This is a genomic window from Pedobacter sp. MC2016-24 (assembly GCF_015223055.1).
In the GTDB taxonomy this organism is placed as follows: Bacteria; Bacteroidota; Bacteroidia; order Sphingobacteriales; family Sphingobacteriaceae; genus Pedobacter.
On sequence record NZ_JADFBX010000008.1, the window covers coordinates 48428 to 70751 of the forward strand.

The following is a 22324-nucleotide window of genomic DNA, read 5'->3' on the forward strand; positions in this document are numbered from 1 at the left end:
GGTTTTAATACTGCATTATCAAAATTGAAAAATGACTGATCAGGAGCTCGTTCGCATTATTCGCTGTATATTAGACGACACCGCTACAAAAGCGGACTACGATCTTTTTAAACGTTGGTGTGCGTCTTCTGAAGATGATCTCAGTCCCTTTTTGGATATAGAAGAAACAAAAAATGCTTTGTTTTTTAGAATCAAAGAAGATATCAAACGCAACAAAAACACCCGGCTCAATTAATTCCTGTTGCCACTTTTTGCCTGACGGATTAGTTTCTCGCTACTTAAATTAACGCGGTAAACAAAACTTAACCTGTACCGCGCGGCATTAAAGTTGCTCACCTGATCAAGTCTGTAGCCCTCACCTGAAGTTAGCGTCCTGGTTTGTCTGGAATTAAAAATGTTCATGCCGTCTAATGTCAGTGTGACCTTGTTTTTTAATAAGGCTTTGCTAAGACCAAAATCTGCATAACCGATCGCTTTAATTACCTGTTGTGCATTACGCTGCGCCCCAGTTATATTGTACCTGCCCTGAATCATAAACTGTTCGGGTAGCTTAACCTGTACACTGATTCTTGAAGTGAAAGAACGACCTGAGAAATTGAAATTATGACCATCATAACTACCTTTTTGCTTAAATTGATACCAGTTCGATTCTGCTCCCAGTTGTAACCATGGTCTGGGAGTACTGCGAAAAGATAAGGCAAATCCGGCCCTATTTTCTGATTGGAGGTTGAAAGGCGTACTTATGATCACCTCATTTTCATCACTATAATTGAAATTCTGTATGTAATTGCTGGTGTGTTGAACATATGCAGATGGGTTAAAAGTAAAAGTCCTGGTCGTATGCAGAAATCCAAGTTCAAATACATCGGCATAAGCAGGATTTAGGTTCGGGTTTCCCATAACCTGATAATTGAGATCTGTCAATTCAGTGAAAGGATATAATAGATAAAGTGAAGGGCGGTTGATACGTTTACTATAGCTCCATTGCAATGTCTGGCCTTCTTTGAACTGATAGCCGAGATTAAGCGTAGGAAACAAACGGCTGCCACGCTTTTGGTGTAGGTAACTTTTTGCTTTGTCCTGCACGGTTATGTCGGTAAACTCTGTTCTAAATCCAAGCATATATGAGAATTTTTTGAATTGATGGGCAAACTGAAGATAGGCCGCGGCAATTTTTTCGTTGTATTTGAGTTGATTGTTGATCCCCCGGTAAACCAGCCAATTCATTTCATTTTGCTGTTCAGCTAAGAAATCGCTGTTCACAGCTCTGTTTTCAATTTTCAGTCCCGTTTCAATCGTTTTGCCGGACTTTAAGGGCTGTATGAAATCGGTTTGAAGGACCAGATCTTTACTCGAACCTTCGGAATTGCTGCGAATGTCGGGAAGTACATTATTCTGTGGGAATGTTTTTTGAGTTTCCAGGTTCCAGGTTTTATTGCTTTTCCAGAAGTCGTAAAGCAGGTCTATGGTCCATTTCTTTTCAGGGGCCTTAAAAGTTCTTGTATAGTTAAACTCAAACTGGTTGTAGTCGCGGTGTTCAGTTGACCCGGCCTGGCGGTTTAAAGTACTGTCGCGGCCGCCATTTGCGGCACTATAGCTGTAATCTAATCCGGATTGATCCCGGTCATGTGTTGGATTTTTAAAAAATGCAAGGGTAAATGTATTTTGTGTATTGAGGTAAAAATCGGCACCGAGGTATATATTTTTTGCGTCATCGTGTCTTTTTTCTTTTTTTACGGAGTTGATTTCTGCACTAAAGCCAGGTAAATTTGCAGATTGATCGGAGGTGTATAACCCTTTATAGTCTGAATTCCGGTAACCAAAAGTAGAAAAGAGATTGACGCGGGTTGATTTATAGTTGATACTGGGACTGATCCTTGAATCGTTTGGTAAACCGCCAACCAGTTTAATCTGACCGCTAAAACCTAATTCTTTGTTTTTTTTCATCACGATGTTGATGATCCCGGCAGATCCTGCTGCGTCATATCTCGCAGAAGGATTGGTGATCACTTCGATTTTTTCAATCTGATCGGCTGCGATCTGATCCAGGGCATTACCCTGTATCATACCTGTTTTTCGGCCATTGATAAGCACATTTACGTTATTGTTGCCCCGCAGACTGATCACTCCGGCCGGATCAATACTTACCGCCGGAATGCCATTGAGCATATCGCTTACAGCACCATTTTGCGCGAATACGTCTTTGCCGGAAAAATATGTTTTTTTATCTAATCTGAGACTCACCAAGGGGGGCTCAGCATGTATGGTAACTTCTTTAAGTAAGGCAATGTCCGACAGTAAAAACAATATGCCCAGATCAGTTAAAGATGCTTTTGAGATGCTGATCGGTTTATACAGCAGCTTATAACCTGACAACTGGAAAGACAGGTGATAACGACCGGCGGGCAGATCACCTATACGGAAGTTGCCGGTACTGTCTGTTTGTGTTTTGGCAATTATTTGTCCGCTTTCAGTTTTAACCAACAGTAGCGCAAGCACTGCAGGTCGATTCAAATCCTGAAGTAATAATTTTCCGCTTACCAGCGCAGAAATACTTTCCTTTTCTTCGTGTGTCTGGGCGGGGGCAAGGCTGTATAATCCGGATAACAGCAACATAAAAACCAGATGTTTCATGAGTTTTAATTAAAATCTGATGCGAGAATAGGCGCTTGTCACCAATTATACCCGATAAAACATGCCAACAACTCCATATACTTTTATATTGCGTCTGACTATGTGAAATTCATACTACCTTTACTTTATGCAGCGTCTGGTGTTACTTTTTGTCGTCATGTTGTCGCTCTGTTCTTGCAAAAGTGAGGTCAGATTTCAAGCTTCGTCACCGGTATTTAAAACTGGTGATGACCTGAAATGGGCGAATAAGCATCATGACGATAACAGTTGGAAAACCGACCGGGATAACAAAAGAGATGAGGTCTTCTGGACACGTTATCACATCAGCTTGAACAGTAAAACGGAAGTCAATAAGCACCTTGGACTTGAAGTATATGCATTTGGCGCTTTTGAAGTTTACTGGGACGGTGTTAAAATAGGCGAAAACGGGAAATTTCTTCTGGAAGCATCGAGAGAGGTACCCGGTACCTACCGTAGTTGTTATCTCCTGCCTGATTCGCTTAATAGCCCGGGCTTACATCTGCTGGCTTTAAGGGGGACACAATATTACAAAAGTGATTTACACCGAAGTCCGGGTGTCAGGATTGAATATTATGCGGAGTCGCTAACCCGCCCTTTGATCATTGCTTCTATTATGAATCTCATGGCCGGTGTATTTTTAATGGTTGCACTGTACTATCTTTTTTTATTGATCAATAGCAATAAAAAAAACCATGCAACACTGGTTTTTAGCATCACTTGCTTCTTATTTCTGTTGTTGCTGATTGCAGAGTATTGTAAGTTTTATGTGGACATTCCATACCCTTACTTTTACACCAGACTGGAGATTATCGGGCTGTTAACCTTTGCTATTGCCTTATTGGTACCGCTTTACTTTTCCATGCAATTTAACTTCAATAAGAAGGGTTGGTTGATAGGCATATTGTGCTGCGTATTGATACTGGTTTACCTGATTAACTACCGCAGGTATGATTTAACAGCCAGGATTTTGAGTGGAATAATGCTTTTAGCATCGATGGTGGTTGCTGTTCAGGCCATTTCAAATAAAGAAAAAGGAGGAGTCATGATTTTATGCGGACTAATGATCAGCTTCCTGATCAACAATATCCTGTTTTATGATTTTGGCATTTTTATTTGTTTTACCATTATTGTACTGTGTATGCTTTATTTGCATACCATCCGGGCAAAAGAGGATGATCGGGCGTATCAGGCTTCCTTACTGCTGTCTTCCAGGTTAAAGCTTCAGTTGCTGAAAAAAAATATACAACCGCATTTTATAAAAAATACATTAACTTCTTTGATTGATTGGGTCGAAGAATCTCCAAAACAGGGGGTGGTATTTATCAATGCCCTTGCCGCCGAATTTGATTTGATGAATGAAATATCTGAAGCAACCTTAATTCCGATTTCCAGTGAAATTGCCTTATGTAAGGCCCATTTGCTCGTCATGGAATTTCGTAAAGAAATTAAATACATCTGGAGCGACTTTGGAATTGAAGCGTCAGAAATGATCCCCCCTGCAATTTTACATACACTACTCGAAAATGGAATTACACACAGTATGCCCTTTGAAGAGGATAAGATCTATTTTGAGCTGACATTTAAAAGAACTGAAAACCACCGGGCGTATACTTTTATTACCAAGGCTAAAAATAGGTCGGGCCGTTCCGGCAAAAGAGGTACCGGGTTTCAATATGTCGCTGCCCGTTTAACGGAAAGCTATGGTGATAAATGGGAATTTGAATCCGGAGAGATCGCGGTTGGCTGGTTTGTCCGAATTAACATTAATGACTGATATGAAAATATTGATTATCGAAGATGAACAAAGAATTGCCAGGAGAATTCAACGCATGGTGACCTCTTTTCTTGGGGAACAGTTGGAATCTGTTTGCATTTGTGATGCGCTGCCCGAAGGCATCTCATACCTTGAAAATAACGAAATCGATCTGCTTCTACTCGACTTAAATCTGAACGGAGAAAGTGGCTTCGATATTTTGGAATTGATGGTTTCCAGATCTTTTCATACCATCATCATTTCTGCCTACACGGATCAGGCTATCATGGCTTTTGCTTATGGTGTACTCGATTTTGTGCCAAAGCCTTTTGATGAGGCCAGACTGATTCAGGCATTTTTAAGAATTGGTGGGCAAAGGAATCCTGTTATGCAGGGTATGAATTTCCTCGCAGTAAAAAAAACGGGAGCCATTGCACTCATTGCAGTAAAAGACTTGCTTTACATTAAGGGGGCCGGTATTTATACAGAATTGCACTTGCTCAATGGTAAACGGGAACTGCATGATAAATCCCTGGAAAAATTACAGCAGCTCTTGCCAGATTATTTTGAACGGATCCATAAATCCTATATTGTACCTGTTGCCAATATGGAGCAAATCTTTATTGATTCGGGTACCAGGTATTCCCTGAGGCTTAAAGACGGGACTGTGCTGCCAATAGGTAGATCCAGATACAAGGATTTAAAAAGCAAATTGATATAATGGCAGGTTGTAACATGTGGATTCTTCCACGGTCTTAAATCCAAATTATCGCTGATAAACCTGAATTCCTATGTTTAAAGTATTTACTCCTGTCATTGTTCTCGCTTTCCTGGTTTTTTATCTGCAAACGAACGTTCAGGCTCAGGTGAAACCTAAAGCCTTTACAATTCAGGGGAAATTTATCACCGGACAGAAATTGCGTGCGGCAGATGTGGTGGTTTACCTGCTTCAGGCAGCAGACCAAAAAATGTTTAAAGTGGAATATATCGATGACGAGGGCATTTTTATTTTTGAAGGAATCCCGGAGGGTATTTATTTAATTACAACAGAAGGGCTTGGATTTAAAAAATATAGTTCAGGAAGAGTAAACCTGGATAAAAATATAAATATGGGAGAGATCAGTCTTTCTCCACAGGAAAACAAATTGAAAGAAGTTTCTATTTCTGCCATTAAGCCATTTATTACGCAGCAGTATGACAGGACGGTGCTGGATGTAGCCGGTTCAATTTCAGCAGTCGGAAGTTCTGCTTTGGAAGTTTTGCAGAAAGCTCCGGGCATTACGCTGGATCAGCAGGACAACATCGCTATGCGGGGAAGGCAAGGGGTACTGCTAATGATAGATGGTAAATTGGTTCCGATGTCCGGTCAGGAGCTCGCAGATATGCTTCGCGCAATGTCAGCCAGTCAAATCGAAAAAATTAACCTGATCAGTAATCCTTCTGCTAAATATGATGCTGCCGGAAATTCAGGGATTATAGACATCCGGTTGAAAAGAGAAAAAAATGAAGGTATAAATGGAAATGTAGTTTTAAGTTATGGTCAGGGTGTGTATGGTAAATTTATACCTGCTGTTAATTTGAACAGTAAAAGTCGTAAACTTAGTTTGTTTGCATCTTATGCTTATTCACCAAGAAATGAGTTTAACGACCTGACTATTTTCAGAACTTTTTACGATGCCAATGATCAGATAACCGGGGGCAATAACTTCCATAATTTTTTTAGGTATCGATTCCATAATCACAATGCCAGAATTGGGGCGGATTACAGCCTGAGTAAAAAAATAACCTTGGGGTTTGTGGTAAACGGACTATTTGTAGATGGGAAAGTAGGATCTGATGGTAAAGCCAGTTCCCTTGATGCGCTTCAACAACCCTCAGGTACTTTTAACACTTTGGGAAGTACCAATCCGGTAAGAAACAACGGTGGCTTGAACCTGAATTACAGACAGCAGATGGATACCACCGGAACAGAATTGAGTGCTGATTTTGACTATGCCCGTTACCGCAACAGCGACCTCCAGAACTACCATACTGATTATTATGATAGCAACGGGAATCCTGCAAAAAGTGCTTACGATCTGTTTGGGGATTTAAATGGGAACCTGAGCATCAGGTCTTTTAAAGTAGATTATACGCTACCTTTAAAGCAACTTGGTGCTAAATTGGAAGCCGGTGTTAAAGCCAGTTGGGTAAAGACAGATAATGATGTGCAATTTTTTAACCGCAGTGCCGGAGGAGACATACTTGACGCTGGAAAAAGCAATCGTTTTATTTACGAAGAAAACATTTATGCTGCCTATTTAAATGCATCAAAAAAATGGAAGAAGTGGAGCTTGCAGCTAGGCTTAAGAATAGAACATACCGCAGCTGATGGTTTACAGGTGGTCAATGAAACGCGTTTTAATAAAGACTATGTACAACTGTTTCCGAGTGGTTATATCGGCTATGAATGGAATGAAACCCATGATCTTGGTATCTCAGTAAGCCGGAGAATCAACAGGCCCTCTTATCGGGAACTAAATCCTTTTAAAGTGTTTTTAGATCCGCTGACTTCAGCTTCTGGAAACCCGGAGCTTGATCCTGAAAAAACCTTTGCTTTCGAACTGACGCATTCCTTTAAACATAAATATATTACCAAACTGGGATATAGCCGGACGAACGATAATATCATTTCTGTGCTTTCTCCAGACATGGAACCGGGTACTGTGATACAAACAGGAAGAAACCTGGCGAGCTATAATTATTACAATATAAGTCTGGGCATTCCTGTAACGCTTGGTAAATGGCTTAGCAGCACAAATACAGCCCTGGTTTTTTATGGAAAGTATCAGGGATACCTGGCGAATACCAATCTGAATGCTGGCCGCATGGCCTTTAGTCTCAATTCCAGCAATACTGTGTTGCTGAATGCCAATACCACATTCGAAATTACAGGTTCCTATAACAGTCCGGCTTATTATGGCTTTCTTGACATCAATGCCAACTGGTCCTTAAATCTTGGTGCACAAAGGCAACTCTGTAACAAAAGAGCTTCCGTCAAACTCAATGTGAATGATGTGTTTCTTAGTCTGCGCACTAAAGCTATAACAAAACTAACCGGATATGGGGAGCGTTTTATTCAGTTAAGAGATACACGTGTGGGTACGGTCAGCTTCAATTATAAGTTTGGGGGCAGCCAGGTCAATGCCAAACGTAAAGCCGGCGCCGCGGAAGAAGAGAAAAGAAGGGCAGGCAATTAGATCAGGCCCGCTGATTTTATTTCTGCCTTGTTGCGTTTTAAATTTCTATCCCGTTTTAACAGAAAAGAGTTAATGGCCATTTAACTGGAATACATTTAAAACATTAGAAATTAAAACATCAAATTATTTGTCATCAATACAAAAAGGAACCAGGTTAAAGCCGGTGATCGTAAAGCCCGCCAGACTGACTGTGGCCCTGCAACATCTGAAACGCAAAAAAGGGATATCACCTGATGGAAAGTGATACCCCTTTTTAAAAACTAAAAGGTTTTTAATTATTGCTTATTTTTTTTTGTCTGCTTTTGGAGCTTCTACTTTAGCTTCAGTTTTAACAACAGCTTTTTTAGCTTCTACTTTTTTAGCATGTTTTGCTTTTGGAGCTGGAGCAGTAGTTGCAGCAGCAGGAGCAGTTGTAGCTTTAGCAGGAGTTTGTGCGAATGCGCCGAAAGTTGTTGCAACTAATGCAAGCGCTAAAATTGTTCTTTTCATATCTTAAATTGTTTTTGTGTTTTTTGTTGATTCAAAGTTGCGAACCTAAAATGAAGATTTGATGAAGAATTATGAAGCGCTTAATGGAAATCGAATAACTACTGTTGTGCCCTTATTTTTTTCAGATTGAATATCGACCTGTAATTGATGGAAAGCTGCGATGCTGCGTACAATAGCCAACCCCAGACCGTGGCTGTCGGCTTTTTCTGAATTTAATTTTTCGAAACGCACAAATGCATTTTCTATCACGGCGGCATCCATGCCGATACCTGTATCGGCTATGCTGAGTAAATAATGTTGTGTTGTGCGTGTACTGGTGATGTTGATGGAGCCCTTGTTTACATTATATTTAATGGCATTGTTAACCAGATTGCTGATCAGTGTATGGAATAGGGAGCGGTTACCCATAAAATGATGGTCAAAGGGCAGATTGATGTTTAAACTAAGCTTCATCATCAGCAGCCGGTGCTCCAACTCTTCATATACGTCATTTACAGTATCGGTTATAGAGATTTGATCTCCTTTGCCATACTGGTTGTTTTCAACTTTAGAAATGAGTAGCAGGCTATTGATAATCGCTTTTAAACGATTCAGGGTTTTGAGTGAAGCAAATATTTTGTTTTCGCCTTCCTGAGACAATTGCTCGTCAGTCAATAGGTTTTCTAAACGTGTATTGAGCACGGAAATGGGGGTCAGCAGTTCATGTGAAACATTGGCAATAAACTCTTTTTCGGTGATAAAAAGATTCGCAATTTTTTGCATCAATACACTAATGCTTTGATCCAGAATCCTAAAATCTTCTGTTGAAGTTTTGACGGGCTCATAATTGAAATTGATCGGATCATTGACCTTATTGAGCTTTTTATCAATGATCTGATAAAAAGGGGCTAATAAAAACTGTGTAAAGGCAAGGTCGGTGATCAAGGTCAGAATCACAGCGGCAATTAATATCCCAAAAGTAAACATGGATATGGTGTGTTTAAGCTGGGATAATGTAGACATGGTGGCACCGAGTTCTAATCTATATTTTTTCCCTTTGTAGCTGAAATCAGTGATTAAGATTTTAAATGACTCTTCATTGCCTTCTATGCTACGTTGTTCAATGCTAAACTTTTGTTTGATCGGGGCTTCTCCTTTTTTTAGTTCTTTTAAAATGATGTATTCTTCCCTGAGGAGATTGTAATCGGTAAAAGTACGCTGGTTTAACAATTCATTGATTTCTATGGTCGATAGATTGGAAACCAACCGATCTTTTTTTTGCAATAAGCGCTTTTGAATGTGGTTGACTGTGATGTTGTCTATCGAAGCAAGGATCAGGATACCCAGCATGGTGATGATGGCGATCTTGGTGAGGGTATTGTATAGCGCGAGCTTGAATTGTAATTTCATCACTTATTGCGATCAAAAGTTAATTCGGTAGCCAATGCTCCTGACCGTTTCAAACCAGTCAATAGGGGTACAAGCCGTTAATTTTTTTCGTAGGTTTTTCACATGTACATCTACAAAGTTAGAATCTGAATTGACTTCCAGGATATCTCCCCATACGTGTTCTGTTAAATTGACTCTGGAAATTACACGATTTTTATTCAGTACAAGATAATTGAAAATTTCAAACTCTTTATTAGTCAGGTTAATTTTCTGTCCCTCAAAGCTGAGTTTGTGATTTTTGATATCCAGCACAAAATCGTGGATTTTTACCTCGTTCATCTCCAGCTTGTGTTTTCTGCGGATGATGGCATGCATACGGGCCAGTAGCTCTGTTAAAGAAAAAGGTTTGGGTAAATAGTCATCTGCCCCGGCTTCGAGCCCTTTAATGCGGTCGTCTACATCACCACGGGCAGTTAAAATGATGACCGCATCTTCGCGGCCTGGAATTTGTTTGAGTTGGTGTAAGAGTTCAAAGCCATCACCTCCTGGTAAACCTAAATCGAGCAGGATAAAGTCATAGGAATTGACAAAGATTTTTTCGGCTGCAGAAGATTTTTTCCAGGCATGTTCTATCGTATAACCTTCTTTCCCCAGGAATTCTGCCATTTCCAGCGCCAATGTCTTTTCATCTTCAACAATCAGGATATTCATCGGTAATAATTAGGTATAAGTGATTTGCGGATGAATCTAGTAAAAAAGAGCTGATAAAAAAATAGAGGCGGATTAACCGCCTCTATTTTTTATTCTTTTAAGCCTCCGCCAAGTGCTTTGTATAGATTGACAACAGACTGCAGTTTCTGCAGCCGATCATTAATGCCACTCAATTGAGCAGCAAGTAAACTCTGCTCAGAGGTTAAAACGTCGGTGTAATTGGTGGCAGAACTATACCGCAGTAATTCTTTGGTAAAATCAACCGCTTTGGTTAACGCAGCAATTTGCATTGCCCTGGTCGTTTCTTTTTCCGCAGCTGTCTGGTAAGCATAAAGTGCATTCGAAACTTCTTGTCCACTTGTCAACAGGCTTTGCTGGAAAGCATAGAACGCCATCTGTTGCTGGGCTTCAGCAGTCCTTAAACGTGCTTTATTCTGGCCTTTGTTGAAGATGGGTTGTGTAAGTCCGCCAACCAGACTATAAAATATCGATTGGTCGAAGAAATTTTTCAATGTTAAACTGGACAATCCACCGTTGGCGGTTAAAGTTAAAGCTGGATAAAAATAAGCTTTTGCTACATTTTTGTTCTCGAAAGCTGCCCTGAATGCAAATTCAGCGGCTTGCACATCAGGCCGGTTTTGTAAAAGTTGTGCGGATACACCAGTTTGTAAATTGCTGTAAGGTACCTGCTGATCCAGCGTAGAACGGTCTATTTTTCCCGGGCCTCTGCCCAACAGGATGCTTAGCGCATTTTCAGTTTCCCTGATGCTTCTTTTTAAATCGGGTAGGCTTACCTGTGCCGCATATAAGTTTGCCTCGCTTTGAACTACAGCTGCACCGTTTACTATCGCAGCATCTTTTAGCGACTTCATCGCATCTACATCAGATGTTCTGATTTTGATGGTCTGTTCTGTAATGGCCAATTGCTTGTCCAGGGCCAGTAAATTGTAATAAGCATTGGCAATATTGGCAACAAGTTGAGTTTGTACGGCTCTTTTTGCTGCATCTGTTTGCAAGAGCGTAGCATAGGCAGAGCGTTTGGCACTGCTTAACTTACCCCAGATGTCCGCTTCCCAGCTGGTGCTCAGCTGTGCTCTGTACAATTGGGTCTCGGTATTGATGTTGATGCCCGGAGGAAAGTTCAATGCAGCTGTAGACTGCTTGGTATCTGTTGCAGAAACGTCGGCTGTTAAGCTGGGCAACAAGGCGGCCTTACTTTGCAATAGAGTAGCTTCTGCAACCTTGATGCGCTCAATGGCTTGTTTCAGATCCAGATTTTCCTGTATTCCTTGTTGAATTAAAGTTTGCAGACCGGCGTCTGCAAACAATGTTTTCCATGGCAAATCCGCTATGGTTGTAGTATCTGTGGTATTGTTGTCGCGATATAAACCATTGCTATTCAGAACCGGACGCTCGTATTTTTTGGTTACGCAGGCGGATAAGGTTAGCACGGAGAAACCGATGACGATATAAGATTTATGATATTTGAAATTCATTTTATATAGATTAATGTTCACGGTTATCAATTTCAGGGAACTCAATTGCTTTTTGTGCCGGGCCATAACCTTCGTCAAATGGCGATTTGTTACTTACCCTTTCCTGTAAACTCTGGAACACAATAAATAGAGTAGGGATCACAAATATTCCAAATATGGTACCGATAAGCATTCCTCCCACAGCACCTGTACCGATAGATTTATTACCTGCTGCACCAACACCTGTGGACAACATTAATGGCAGCAATCCCAGAATAAAAGCAAATGAAGTCATCAGGATCGGACGAAGACGGGCTGTTGCACCACCAATCGCCGCACTCACAATGCTCATTCCTTTTCTCCTTCGGTCTACCGCAAACTCAACAATCAAAATGGCATTTTTTGCCAATAACCCTACAAGCATGATCAGCGTAATCTGAGTATATATATTGTTATCCACGCCAAATAGCTTATCGAAGATAAATACCCCGGCCAAACCAATTGGAAGTGAAATTAATACCGCTAAAGGCAAAATATAACTTTCGTATTGTGCTGAAAGCAGGAAGTACACAAAAATTACGCACAATAGGAAGATGAAAATGGTCTGGTTACCGCCGGCCATCTCCTCGCGGGAAAGACCAGAGAACTCATAGCCGTAGCCTGCCGGTAAGTGGATCGCTGCTTCTTCCTGTACTGCTTTCAAGGCATCACCGGAACTGAAACCTGCATTTGGATTACCAGTAACGGATATAGAGGTAAACAAGTTGAAACGCGATATGGCTTGCGGTCCGTATACCTTGGTTAAAGTGATAAAATTACTGATCGGTGCCATTTTACCACTGGAATTGCGGACATAAATGCTATTCAGACTTTGTTGGTTGGCGCGGTATTGTGCATCAGCCTGGTACATTACCCGATATTGCTTACCAAATTTATTAAAGTTTGAGGCGTATACACCACCATAATAACCTTGTAATACACCCAATACATCACTTACTGTTAACCCGGCTTGTTTTACTGTAGCCACATTTACGTCGATCTGGTATTGTGGGAAATTCGGGTTGAACGAGGTAGATGCATACTGGATTTCCGGTCTTTTACTTAATGCGGCCAGGAATTCATTACCAATTTTGTTGAATTTAATGATGTCACCACCTGTTTTATCCTGCAACTGGAATTCAAAACCACCGCTGGTACCAAATCCCTGAATCGTAGGCGGAGCAAAGAAAATTACCCTTGCACCTTTAATTCCTGCTGTTTTAGCAAACAATTCTCCAATAATTGCCTTCACATCACGTTTCCGCTCATCCCATGGAATTAACCTGGAGATTACCATACCATAAGAACTTCCTGAACCACTGATCATACTCCGACCAACTACCCTTAGCGAGGTTTTTATTTCTGGGATGGTGTGGACAACACTATCAATCTGTACAATAATCCGGTCTGTCGCTTCCAGAGATGTTCCTACTGGTAAGGAAATGTCAGACATGATGGTACCCAAATCCTCATTTGGAACGAAACCTTTAGGCGTAGTTTTCATGGTCCAGATCAGCACAGCAGTAAAGAGCACAATGCCCAGTCCGGCTACCCATTTTCTGCGGGCAAGGAAGCTAACAGAACGTTTATACCTATTGGTCATTAAATCAAAGGAAGTATTGAAGGCCACATAGAACTTTTGGAGGAAGTTCTTTTTCTTCTGGTGATCTTCATCATGTGGTTTTAAGAACAGCGCACAGAGGGCCGGACTTAAAGTCAACGCGTTAATTGCCGAAAGGATGATGGCAATGGCCAGTGTCAAACCAAATTGCTTATAAAATACGCCAGATGATCCCTGGATAAAACTTACAGGGATAAATACTGCCGCCATAACCAATGTAATGGAGATGATGGCCCCGGTAATGTCTTCCATGGCATCAATTGTCGCTTTTTTCGCCGACTTATAGCCATGGTCAAGCTTGGCATGTACAGCCTCTACCACAACGATCGCATCATCTACCACAATACCAATAGCGAGTACCAGGGCAAAGAGTGTAAGTAAGTTGATGGTAAAACCAAAGAGGCTGAGGAAAAAGAAGGTACCTATGATGGCCACAGGAACACTGATCGCCGGGATTAAGGTAGAGCGGAAATCCTGAAGGAAGATAAATACCACCAGGAAAACCAGGATAAATGCTTCGATAAGGGTATGTATTACTTTTTCTATAGACGCATCAAGGAAGTCGTTCACGTTAACCAGGGCCATATAATGAATGCCCTTAGGAAAAGTTGCAGAAGCATCGTCCAGCACTTTCATTGCGCCTTCGATTACATCTTTTGCGTTAGACCCTGCCGTTTGGTTAATGGCGATACCCAATGCTGGCTTGCCATTAAAACGAACTGTACTGGCATAACTCTGGGCACCCAATTCAATCCTGGCTACATCTTTAAGCCTTAAAATCTGGCCATTATTATCTGATCGGATGATGATGTTTCCAAACTCAGTTTCATTTTTTAAACGTCCGGAATATTTTAAGGTATACTGGAATGCTTGCTGACCTTGTTCTCCAAACTGGCCTGGGGCTGCTTCTACGTTTTGCTCAGCAAGGGCAACGCTCACGTCATTTGGTACCAAACCATAAGCGGCCATCACATCTGGTTTAAGCCAGATTCGCATCGTATAATCCATCAAACCGAAAGCATTGGCATCACCAACCCCGTTGATCCTTTTTACCTGAGGGATCAGATTGATGTTGGCATAGTTTTGTAGAAAAGATTGATCATATGAAGCACTATCACTATAAATCGCAAAAATCAATACGTTACTTGCTTGTTTCTTTGCGGTGATTACCCCTGATTTCGTCACTTCGGCAGGTAATAAACTGGAAGCCCTGGATACCCTGTTCTGTACGTTTACGGCTGCAAGATCCGGGTTTGTGCCCAGTTTAAAGTTGACGGTGATCGTGGCAGTACCATCATTACCTGCTGTCGAAGTCATGTAAGTCATGTCTTCAACACCATTGATCTGTTCTTCAAGCGGAACGACCACGCTATTCATCACCACGTCCGCATTTGCACCCTGATAGGATGCAGATACCTGTACGGTTGGAGGGGCAATTTCTGGATATTGCGATACGGGCAGGGTAATTAATCCCAATATACCCAGTATCACGATGATGATGGAGATTACCGTGGATAAAACGGGTCTCTCTATAAATTTCTTAAACATATCGGTTAATTTTCGATTATGGATTTACAGTTTACGATTTGTTTATTTGTTTCGGACATCGGCAAACACAGAATCAGCAGCCTGCTCTTGTGGTTTAATCTGTGTACCATCTTTTAAAGATTGGAACCCTTCCAAAACAATTTTGTCACCAGCTTTTAACCCTTTGGTTACTACATAGAAATTACCTTTGGCCAGTTCCATGATTTCGATTTCTGTATTTTTTACATTGCCTTTTTCATCCAATACATACACGAATTTTTTACCCTGTAAATCCGTTGTTGATTTTTGAGGAATTAAAATTACATTTTCCAGGTGTTGTGGAATGCGTACTGCAGCACTGGCACCACTTCTCAACAGTCTCAATGGATTTGGAAAAGTTGCCCTAAGGCTTGCAGAACCCGTTCCGGTATTGATCAAACCATTAATTGATTCCACTTTTCCTTTTTCTGTATATGGTGTCCCGTCTGAAAGTACTAAGGAGATAGGCGGCATGTTTTTAATCTGTGCTTCCAGATTTGCACCTTTATAGTTTCTCGAGAAATCTAACAATTGTTTCTCATTCAAAGCGAAGTACGCGTATACCCTGGCAATGTCTGAAACTGTAGTTAAAGGTTCGGCGTTACTGCTGCTTACTAAACTACCAGCCTTAAAAGGAAGGCTGCCTATCACACCATCAACCGGGCTGGTAATATGTGTATAACCTAAGTTTACCTGTGCATTAACTAGTGTAGCTTTGGCCTGTGCAAGCGCAGCCTTTTTACTTTGTAAGGTCAATTGAGCAGCGTCCAGTTCATATTTGCTGATGATGTCTTTGTCAACCAGGGGCTTGGTTTTGTTAACTTGTAACTGGGCAGCGTTCACATCTGCTTCGGCACTGCTAATGGCTGCGGCAGCAGTTCTAACCAATTGCTCGTATTGTGGAGCATTAATGGCAAATAGCAACTGACCTTTTTTTACAGTAGCGCCCTCATCAACATAAACTTTTTGAACAAAGCCATCCACTTTGGGTCTGATATCAACATTCTGAATGCCTTGTAAGGTAGCAGGGTAATCGGTTTCAAGTGTAGTGGATTGAGTAGCTAAGGTAACTACAGGGTATGCTTGCGGTTGATCTGCCGCAGCTGCTCCCGCCTTTTTCTGATCACTGTTGCCACAGGAAGCAAGGATCAATAATGCAGGAAGTAATAAATAGAGAGACTGGATTCTAGTTTTCATCGGGTTGCTATTTTTGTTTGTGATGAGCGATCATAAGCTCATGCATTAAGGTATATTGGGTATTTAAGGGAATATGGTTTCAAAAATTAATTGCTTTCGTTGTTCCATGAGCTGCGCATATCCATCGTCATCCATGTTAAATAAGATTTTCTGTAATGGAGATGTCACCAAAGGATAAGCCATTAAAGAAAACAGATTCATTAAAAAATGTCTGGGATCCATGGTTTTGATGGTGCCTTTATCCATTTCAATGCTGATTTCTGTAAGTAATGCTTCTACTCTTTTTACACGGGCTTTTTTAGCATTGATCACATTGTTATTATTCATTTGTGTAATGATAAAAACCTCCCTGTATGGAAATTGTCCAAACTCTTTAAGGAACACCGTAATCAGGTGTTCTATCTTTTGTTTGAAGGGGACAGGAGCGTCCATGACCTCGTCAAGTGTAGTCACCAGAGACTCCTGGGCTTCGTTAAATACCTGGTCAAACAGGATATCCCTGGATTTGAAGTAATAATTAACAAGCGTGCGATTTACACCGGCAGCATCTGCAATCTCCTGAGTAGTAGCGTGTATCTTACCCTCAGCAAAAAATAAATGCTTGGCTGTATCTTTAATTAACTGTTCTGTACCGGTATCTCTGGTCGTCATTTACTCTTGTTTGACAAAATTGTTAAACAAAAGTATTAATCCTTAAACCGAGTTAAAACATCCAATTGTAATGTTTAGGTTGAGGCACTTTATGTAACTAAATATTTGCAAAAATGCCGGTAAAGGCACCTTGATTATTTGACGAAGTATGCTTACAAAGGGAGATATTGTTGCACCTGTTCCATGGCAAAATCCAATTGCTCTGTTTCTGTGATATTGGTGTTGTCCAGGATAATGGCATCTTCTGCACGTGTTAAAGGGCTTTCGACACGGGTAGTATCCGCGTAATCACGATGGGCAAGGTTTTCAAAAACTTCTTCCAGTGTGGTGGTGGTATCTCCCTTACTCTGCATTTCCCTAAACCTGCGCTCAGCCCGGATCTTGGGGTCAGCAGTCATGAAAAACTTAACCTGTGCATCTGCAAAAACAGTGGTGCCAATATCCCGGCCATCCATGACAATGTTTTTAGATTTGCCCATGCGTTGTTGTTGCTTAACCATCTCTTTCCTGACGATTTTATTGGCAGAAACCGCACTTACATTTTCAGAAACCGGCATTTGACGAATCTCTTCAGAAACTTCTTCACCGTTTAGCGTGATGTGCGACTGGTAATCCCTGGCATGAAAATTCAGTTCAATATGTTGCAGAGCGTCGGTTACTGCTTCAGGATTACTCATGTCTACCTGGTTCCGGATAAAATACAAAGTTACTGCCCGGTACATCGCTCCGCTATCGATGTAAATGAAACCTAACTTTTTTGCTAAGGCTTTTGCCAATGTGCTTTTACCGCATGATGAATAGCCGTCAATGGCTATAACCAGGTTTTTTCTCATATAACGCAAAGTTAGCAATTTACTGAAAGGTCCAAAATCATTTTATGTCGTAAGGAAGATGGCTTAAAGATCAATGAATAAATATTACTTTTGTAACATGTTACCTGCAAAAGAAGATATAGTTAAGGCAGTCACGTTTAAAACGTCCAGAAGTGGGGGGAAAGGTGGCCAGAATGTGAATAAGGTTTCCAGCAAGGTAGAACTGATTTTAAATGTGGAAACGGCGGCATTTTTCACCGAGGATGAACGAGTCTTGCTGAGAGAACGCCTGGCTACCCGTATGGATCAGGAAGGGAATCTCCATGTGGTTTCACAGGAAGACCGGAGCCAGTTGCTCAATAAAGAGCGTACCATATTGAAACTGATCGCCTTATTAAAGTCAGCCCTGCATGTTCAAAAAAAGAGAAAGCCAAGTAAAACACCGAAATCTGTAATCCGCAAGCGATTAGCAGATAAACAAAGCAATGCTTTAAAAAAAGAATTCAGAAAACGTCCGCAACTCGATTAGACTTAGTTAAAGCGGTAAAACATCGTGATTGAACCATATTGATGCGCCTTGGCCGTACTTTTTATTTCTTTGGTCTTGAAAATCATCCCAAAGTCGAAAGTGAAACGCTGTGAACTGTAGTTAAAGCCAACTTGTTGTGCAAATACAATTGGTTTTACACCGAAAGTAACCGGACTGTTGTTGTTAAACATGCTGCCTTGTACCGTAGCGTCATAAGCCACAAAGTTTAACTGCGGTTTAGCATAGAAAAATACCTCATGTTTTACCAGGGCTTTTGTTTTTGCATTGTTGCCAATTACTGCATTGGTATAGGCTGAATTGAAAAGCTGGTTTAAACCACCTGCTCTAAAGAGTAAGCCCAGGCCAGCACCGCTAAATGTAGTTCCCGCATTGGCATAGCCTTCAAAAGAGAAATCTATAGCCTTGCTTTCTGCACGGTGTAAAAGCCTGGTATAGGAGGCCGAAAGGTTAAGGGCCAATTCATTTTTGATTTGATATTGCCAGCCGTCAAGCGCATAAAAGCCAACCGTTTTGTGCAGCAATTCCTGTCCGTCTTCGGCAAGTGAGTTTGGTCCCGTTGTTCCAATTTCTGCACTTGTTTTTAAAATACTTTCATTACTGTGAAACCAGCTCATGGCAGCCCCAGCATACAGGTAGCCAGCAAAAGGACGGTCTTGTTTATCCGGATCGGGGGCATAGCCGGATATTGGATTGTACATTTTTTGCCCTACAGAGATTTCATAGATTTTTTTCTCCAGTCCGTCTTTCAATTTGCTTTGATCTAAGGCGTGCCGGAAATTGATAAACAAACCATTGGTATAATACCGGTCGGAGCCTTGTGCCAGGTAAGAGTCGTTGTCACTTTTGAAACCGAATTCGTTTTTGAAATTCTGTGCAGACACGATGCTGCTTATTAACAAAAAGGAGGTGGCAACCAGCCATTTTTTACTGTTCATGATGTATCTTAAAAGAAAAACTCCGGTAAAAGTACCGAAGTTTTTGTATTTTGTTGTAAGTATAGACTAAAGTCTAAAAAGTATAACCTAAACTCACTCCATAAAAAGGAAGGAAGTTGTTTGAATTAAATATAGGGGTTAAACCTGCCCTTAAAGAAAAGCCACTGTCAACGGGCTGCAAACGATAACCAAAATTCATCGTGCCCAGCAAGCCGTCGGCCGTTTCATCATCAAATAAAAAGCTGTCGTCACTTCCTTTCGCTGAAAGGTATGTCATACCCAACCCGATTTCGAAAAAGCTTTTCCCTTTACCCAAAAGGTAATTTAAGCCTACAGGGATACTGGTTATCTTATCCCCATCGATAGCCAGATAGCCGATCCCAATCCGGCCTCCGATACCATTTCTTTTGTTGCTGAAACGGGTGTCGTAATTGGCCGTCAGGATAATGCCCTGTCCGGCAAGTTCCACATAAACATTTTGGGCACGGGTAGTTGGCTGGGCAACTGTTTCCTGTGCATTTGCTTTAAAGGCGAAGGTAATGGCCAAAAGAGCCAAAACGAGCGTCGTTTTTTTCATTTTGAGTTTGTTAGTTTAGAAATATCCCGCACCAATATTAACCAAAAAAAAATTATCCACCAATTTTAACCTGTTTTACCACAATGTTTTGTGGATTTTTAACCTTTTCCTTAGTGAGGGCCAGTTCAATCACTTCCTGCATTTCGGTTACATAGTGAAAGTTAAGGTCCTTGATGTAGCTTTCCTTAATCTCCAGAATGTCCTTCCGGTTGGATTTACATAAAATAATGTCTTTGATGTTTGCACGTTTCGCCGCAAGTATTTTTTCTTTGATTCCACCTACAGGAAGGACTTTTCCTCTTAAAGTAATCTCACCGGTCATGGCCAGGTTGGATTTTACCTTACGTTGTGTAAAGGCCGAAGTCAATGCCGTAAGCATGGTAATACCAGCTGAAGGTCCATCTTTAGGGGTAGCACCCGCCGGAACGTGAACATGTACATCCCATTGATCGAACAACTCATAATCGATATTAAACAATGCAGCATGTGCACGTAAATAGGCTAAAGCAATAATAGCCGATTCTTTCATCACTTCGCCCAGGTTACCTGTTAACGTTAACTTTCCTTTTCCCGGACTTAAGCTGGCTTCAATAAAAAGGATATCGCCACCCACCTGTGTCCAGGCCAGACCAGTAACCACACCAGCTACTTCATTGCCTTCATAAGCATCTTTATCGTATATCGGGGCGCCCAAAATGCGTTCTACATCTGCAATGTCCAGATTTGGTTCATAGCTTTCTTCCATGGCGATTTTAGTAGCAACCCCACGTACCAGTGAACCAATCTTTTTTTCCAGTCCGCGAACACCAGATTCCCGCGTATAATCTTCAATTACCTTTTCAATTAAAGCACTTTTCAGTACAATATCCTTGGTTTTAATACCATGCTGCTCTTTTTGCTTCGGCAAAAGGTATTTTTTAGTAATTTCTATTTTCTCTTCAATGGTATAACCATTGACTTCGATAATCTCCATACGATCCAGCAGGGCAGGATGTATCGAGCTTAAGGAGTTGGCGGTAGCAATAAATAACACATTAGAGAGGTCATAGTCAGTTTCTACATAGTGATCGTTAAAAGCACTGTTTTGTTCCGGATCCAATACCTCCAGCAATGCAGATGAGGGGTCGCCCCTGTGATCTGCACCTACTTTATCAATCTCGTCTAAAACGAAGACCGGATTGGCTGCCCCAGCTTTTTTAATGGATTGAATGATTCGGCCTGGCATGGCACCGATATAAGTTTTCCGGTGTCCGCGTATTTCTGCCTCATCCCTGATTCCGCCCAATGCCATACGTACATATTTACGGTTCAAAGCCTTTGCAATTGATTTTCCAAGAGATGTTTTACCAACTCCCGGAGGGCCAACCAAACAAATGATTGGTGCCTTCATGTCGCGTTTTAACTTCAATACAGCTAAATACTCTATGATGCGTTGTTTTACTTTTTCCAGTCCAAAATGATCTTTATCCAATACGCGTTGTGCACGTTTTAAATCGAAATTATCCTTGGTAAACTCATTCCATGGCAGGTCTAGCAACAGTTCCAGGTAATTGATCTGAACAGAGTAATCCGGAGCAGCCGGATTCATGCGGCCCAGTTTTTCCAATTCCTTATTGAAATGGATTTTCACACTATCCGCCCATTTCTTCTTTCTTGCGCGGGATTCAAGGGCTTCATACTCCATGTCGGATGAATTTCCACCCAGTTCTTCCTGTATAGTTTTTAATTGCTGATTTAAGAAATAATCACGTTGTTGTTTGTCCAGATCGGTACGAACCTTAGATTGGATCTGATTTTTCAACTCCAGCATCTGCAATTCCAGTGTAAGCAATTCCATCACCATCGTAGCGCGCTCGCGCAGATTGGTCATTTCCAGCATTTTCTGTTTGTCTTCCACATCTGCATTCATATTCGATGAGATGAAATTGATGAGGAAGGAAGTACTCTCAATATTCTTTAATGCAATACCTGCCTCACTCGGAATGTTTGGCGAAAGCTGGATGATCTGGCTAGACATTTCTTTAATCGAAGCAACCAAGGCCTTAAATTCCTTATCAGATTTATGCTTGGCTTCTTCAAATTTACTGATGATTACCTTGATGTAAGGCTCTGACTGTACTTCTTCTATTAAGCGGAAACGTTGTTTTCCCTGGATAATCACCGTAGTATTCCCGTCAGGCATCTGCAACATTTTGATGATGTGCGCAACAGTTCCTACATTGTTCAGTTCCTCGAAGGTAGGATCCTCTATTGTCACATCTCTTTGAGATACTACACCAATAATTTTATTGCCTTTATAAGCTTCTTTGATCAGCTTGATCGATTTATCCCGTCCAACGGTTATTGGAATAACGACCCCCGGAAAAAGAACTGTATTTCGCAAGGGTAGGATCGGTAAAATCTCTGGTGTTTCTTCGTTGTTCATTTCATCTTCGTCTTGTTGTGACATTAAAGGAAAAAACTCAGTATCTTCATTTATGATGGGTAGTGCATTGCTAAAGTCAAACGAATCTTGTTTACTCATTTAAATAAGTCTTTCTAAAAAAATAAAAACGACAATCTGACAGCATGTCGTTTACGAAAATTATTAATTGTATTGATTAGTTATAATTTCAACTCCTGTGCCAAAAAAAATATTAATGCTTTTAACTGTTAAAAAGTCAGCATCTTTAATAATAATAATTAA

The 22324-nt window shown here is 41.0% G+C and carries 17 protein-coding genes; 5 read left to right on the plus strand and 12 right to left on the minus strand.

What is annotated here, in order from left to right:
• Positions 1-31 precede the first annotated feature (31 nt).
• Positions 32-235, plus strand: coding sequence for a hypothetical protein (locus IM797_RS18120; RefSeq protein ID WP_194128588.1), 204 nt, complete (start codon positions 32-34; stop codon positions 233-235).
• Here the strand turns inward: IM797_RS18120 and IM797_RS18125 are convergent.
• Complete coding sequence (locus IM797_RS18125; RefSeq protein WP_194128589.1) at positions 232-2634, minus strand: outer membrane beta-barrel family protein; 2403 nt, start codon at positions 2632-2634, stop codon at positions 232-234. The two genes, IM797_RS18120 and IM797_RS18125, sit on opposite strands and share 4 nt — an antisense overlap.
• A 127-nt stretch (positions 2635-2761) precedes the next feature.
• On the opposite strand from IM797_RS18125, the gene IM797_RS18130 reads away from it, so the two are divergent.
• The 3 genes from IM797_RS18130 to IM797_RS18140 all read left to right on the plus strand — a co-directional run bounded on the left by IM797_RS18130 (position 2762) and on the right by IM797_RS18140 (position 7647).
• The gene (locus IM797_RS18130) at positions 2762-4429 is read left to right on the plus strand and encodes a histidine kinase (RefSeq protein ID WP_194128590.1); all 1668 of its coding nucleotides are present in this window, start codon (positions 2762-2764) and stop codon (positions 4427-4429) included.
• Position 4430: 1 nt separating this feature from the next.
• The gene (locus tag IM797_RS18135; RefSeq protein ID WP_194128591.1) at positions 4431-5129 is read left to right on the plus strand and encodes a LytTR family DNA-binding domain-containing protein; all 699 of its coding nucleotides are present in this window, start codon (positions 4431-4433) and stop codon (positions 5127-5129) included.
• Positions 5130-5199: 70 nt separating this feature from the next.
• A complete protein-coding gene (locus IM797_RS18140) occupies positions 5200-7647 on the plus strand; it encodes an outer membrane beta-barrel family protein (protein ID WP_194128592.1) in 2448 nt (815 codons plus the stop codon).
• Positions 7648-7929: 282 nt separating this feature from the next.
• On the opposite strand, the gene IM797_RS18145 is transcribed toward IM797_RS18140, so the two are convergent.
• The 8 genes from IM797_RS18145 to cmk form a co-directional block, all read right to left on the minus strand.
• The gene (locus tag IM797_RS18145) at positions 7930-8136 is read right to left on the minus strand and encodes a hypothetical protein (protein WP_194128750.1); all 207 of its coding nucleotides are present in this window, start codon (positions 8134-8136) and stop codon (positions 7930-7932) included.
• Between the two features lie 69 nt (positions 8137-8205).
• A complete protein-coding gene (locus IM797_RS18150; protein WP_194128593.1) occupies positions 8206-9525 on the minus strand; it encodes a sensor histidine kinase KdpD in 1320 nt (439 codons plus the stop codon).
• A gap of 12 nt (positions 9526-9537) precedes the next feature.
• Entirely contained in the window at positions 9538-10215 is a 678-nt protein-coding gene (locus tag IM797_RS18155) for a response regulator transcription factor (protein WP_194128594.1), read from the minus strand.
• 89 nt (positions 10216-10304) lie between these two features.
• The gene (locus IM797_RS18160) at positions 10305-11711 is read right to left on the minus strand and encodes an efflux transporter outer membrane subunit (protein ID WP_194128595.1); all 1407 of its coding nucleotides are present in this window, start codon (positions 11709-11711) and stop codon (positions 10305-10307) included.
• Between the two features lie 10 nt (positions 11712-11721).
• Positions 11722-14898 (minus strand): efflux RND transporter permease subunit, encoded by a 3177-nt coding sequence (locus IM797_RS18165; RefSeq protein WP_194128596.1) that lies wholly within the window; start codon positions 14896-14898, stop codon positions 11722-11724.
• A gap of 42 nt (positions 14899-14940) precedes the next feature.
• Entirely contained in the window at positions 14941-16113 is a 1173-nt protein-coding gene (locus tag IM797_RS18170) for an efflux RND transporter periplasmic adaptor subunit (protein WP_194128597.1), read from the minus strand.
• 63 nt (positions 16114-16176) lie between these two features.
• Positions 16177-16764, minus strand: a complete 588-nt coding sequence (locus IM797_RS18175) for a TetR/AcrR family transcriptional regulator (protein ID WP_194128598.1) — start codon at positions 16762-16764, stop codon at positions 16177-16179.
• Positions 16765-16916: 152 nt separating this feature from the next.
• The gene (cmk, locus tag IM797_RS18180; RefSeq protein ID WP_194128599.1) at positions 16917-17597 is read right to left on the minus strand and encodes a (d)CMP kinase; all 681 of its coding nucleotides are present in this window, start codon (positions 17595-17597) and stop codon (positions 16917-16919) included.
• A gap of 97 nt (positions 17598-17694) precedes the next feature.
• Between cmk and IM797_RS18185 the strand changes: the two genes are divergently transcribed.
• A complete protein-coding gene (locus IM797_RS18185) occupies positions 17695-18105 on the plus strand; it encodes a peptide chain release factor-like protein (protein ID WP_194128600.1) in 411 nt (136 codons plus the stop codon).
• Positions 18106-18107: 2 nt separating this feature from the next.
• Here the strand turns inward: IM797_RS18185 and IM797_RS18190 are convergent, their stop codons facing one another.
• From IM797_RS18190 to lon, 3 genes are all read right to left on the minus strand, one after another.
• Positions 18108-19061: a lipid A deacylase LpxR family protein gene (locus IM797_RS18190; RefSeq protein ID WP_194128601.1), complete on the minus strand. Its 954-nt coding sequence runs from the start codon at positions 19059-19061 to the stop codon at positions 18108-18110.
• A 73-nt stretch (positions 19062-19134) separates the two neighbouring features.
• Positions 19135-19638 carry a hypothetical protein gene (locus IM797_RS18195; RefSeq protein WP_194128602.1) on the minus strand — a complete coding sequence of 168 codons (504 nt, stop codon included), beginning with the start codon at positions 19636-19638 and terminating at the stop codon, positions 19135-19137.
• Positions 19639-19690: 52 nt separating this feature from the next.
• Positions 19691-22162 carry an endopeptidase La gene (lon, locus tag IM797_RS18200; RefSeq protein WP_194128603.1) on the minus strand — a complete coding sequence of 824 codons (2472 nt, stop codon included), beginning with the start codon at positions 22160-22162 and terminating at the stop codon, positions 19691-19693.
• Between the last annotated feature and the right edge of the window lie 162 nt (positions 22163-22324).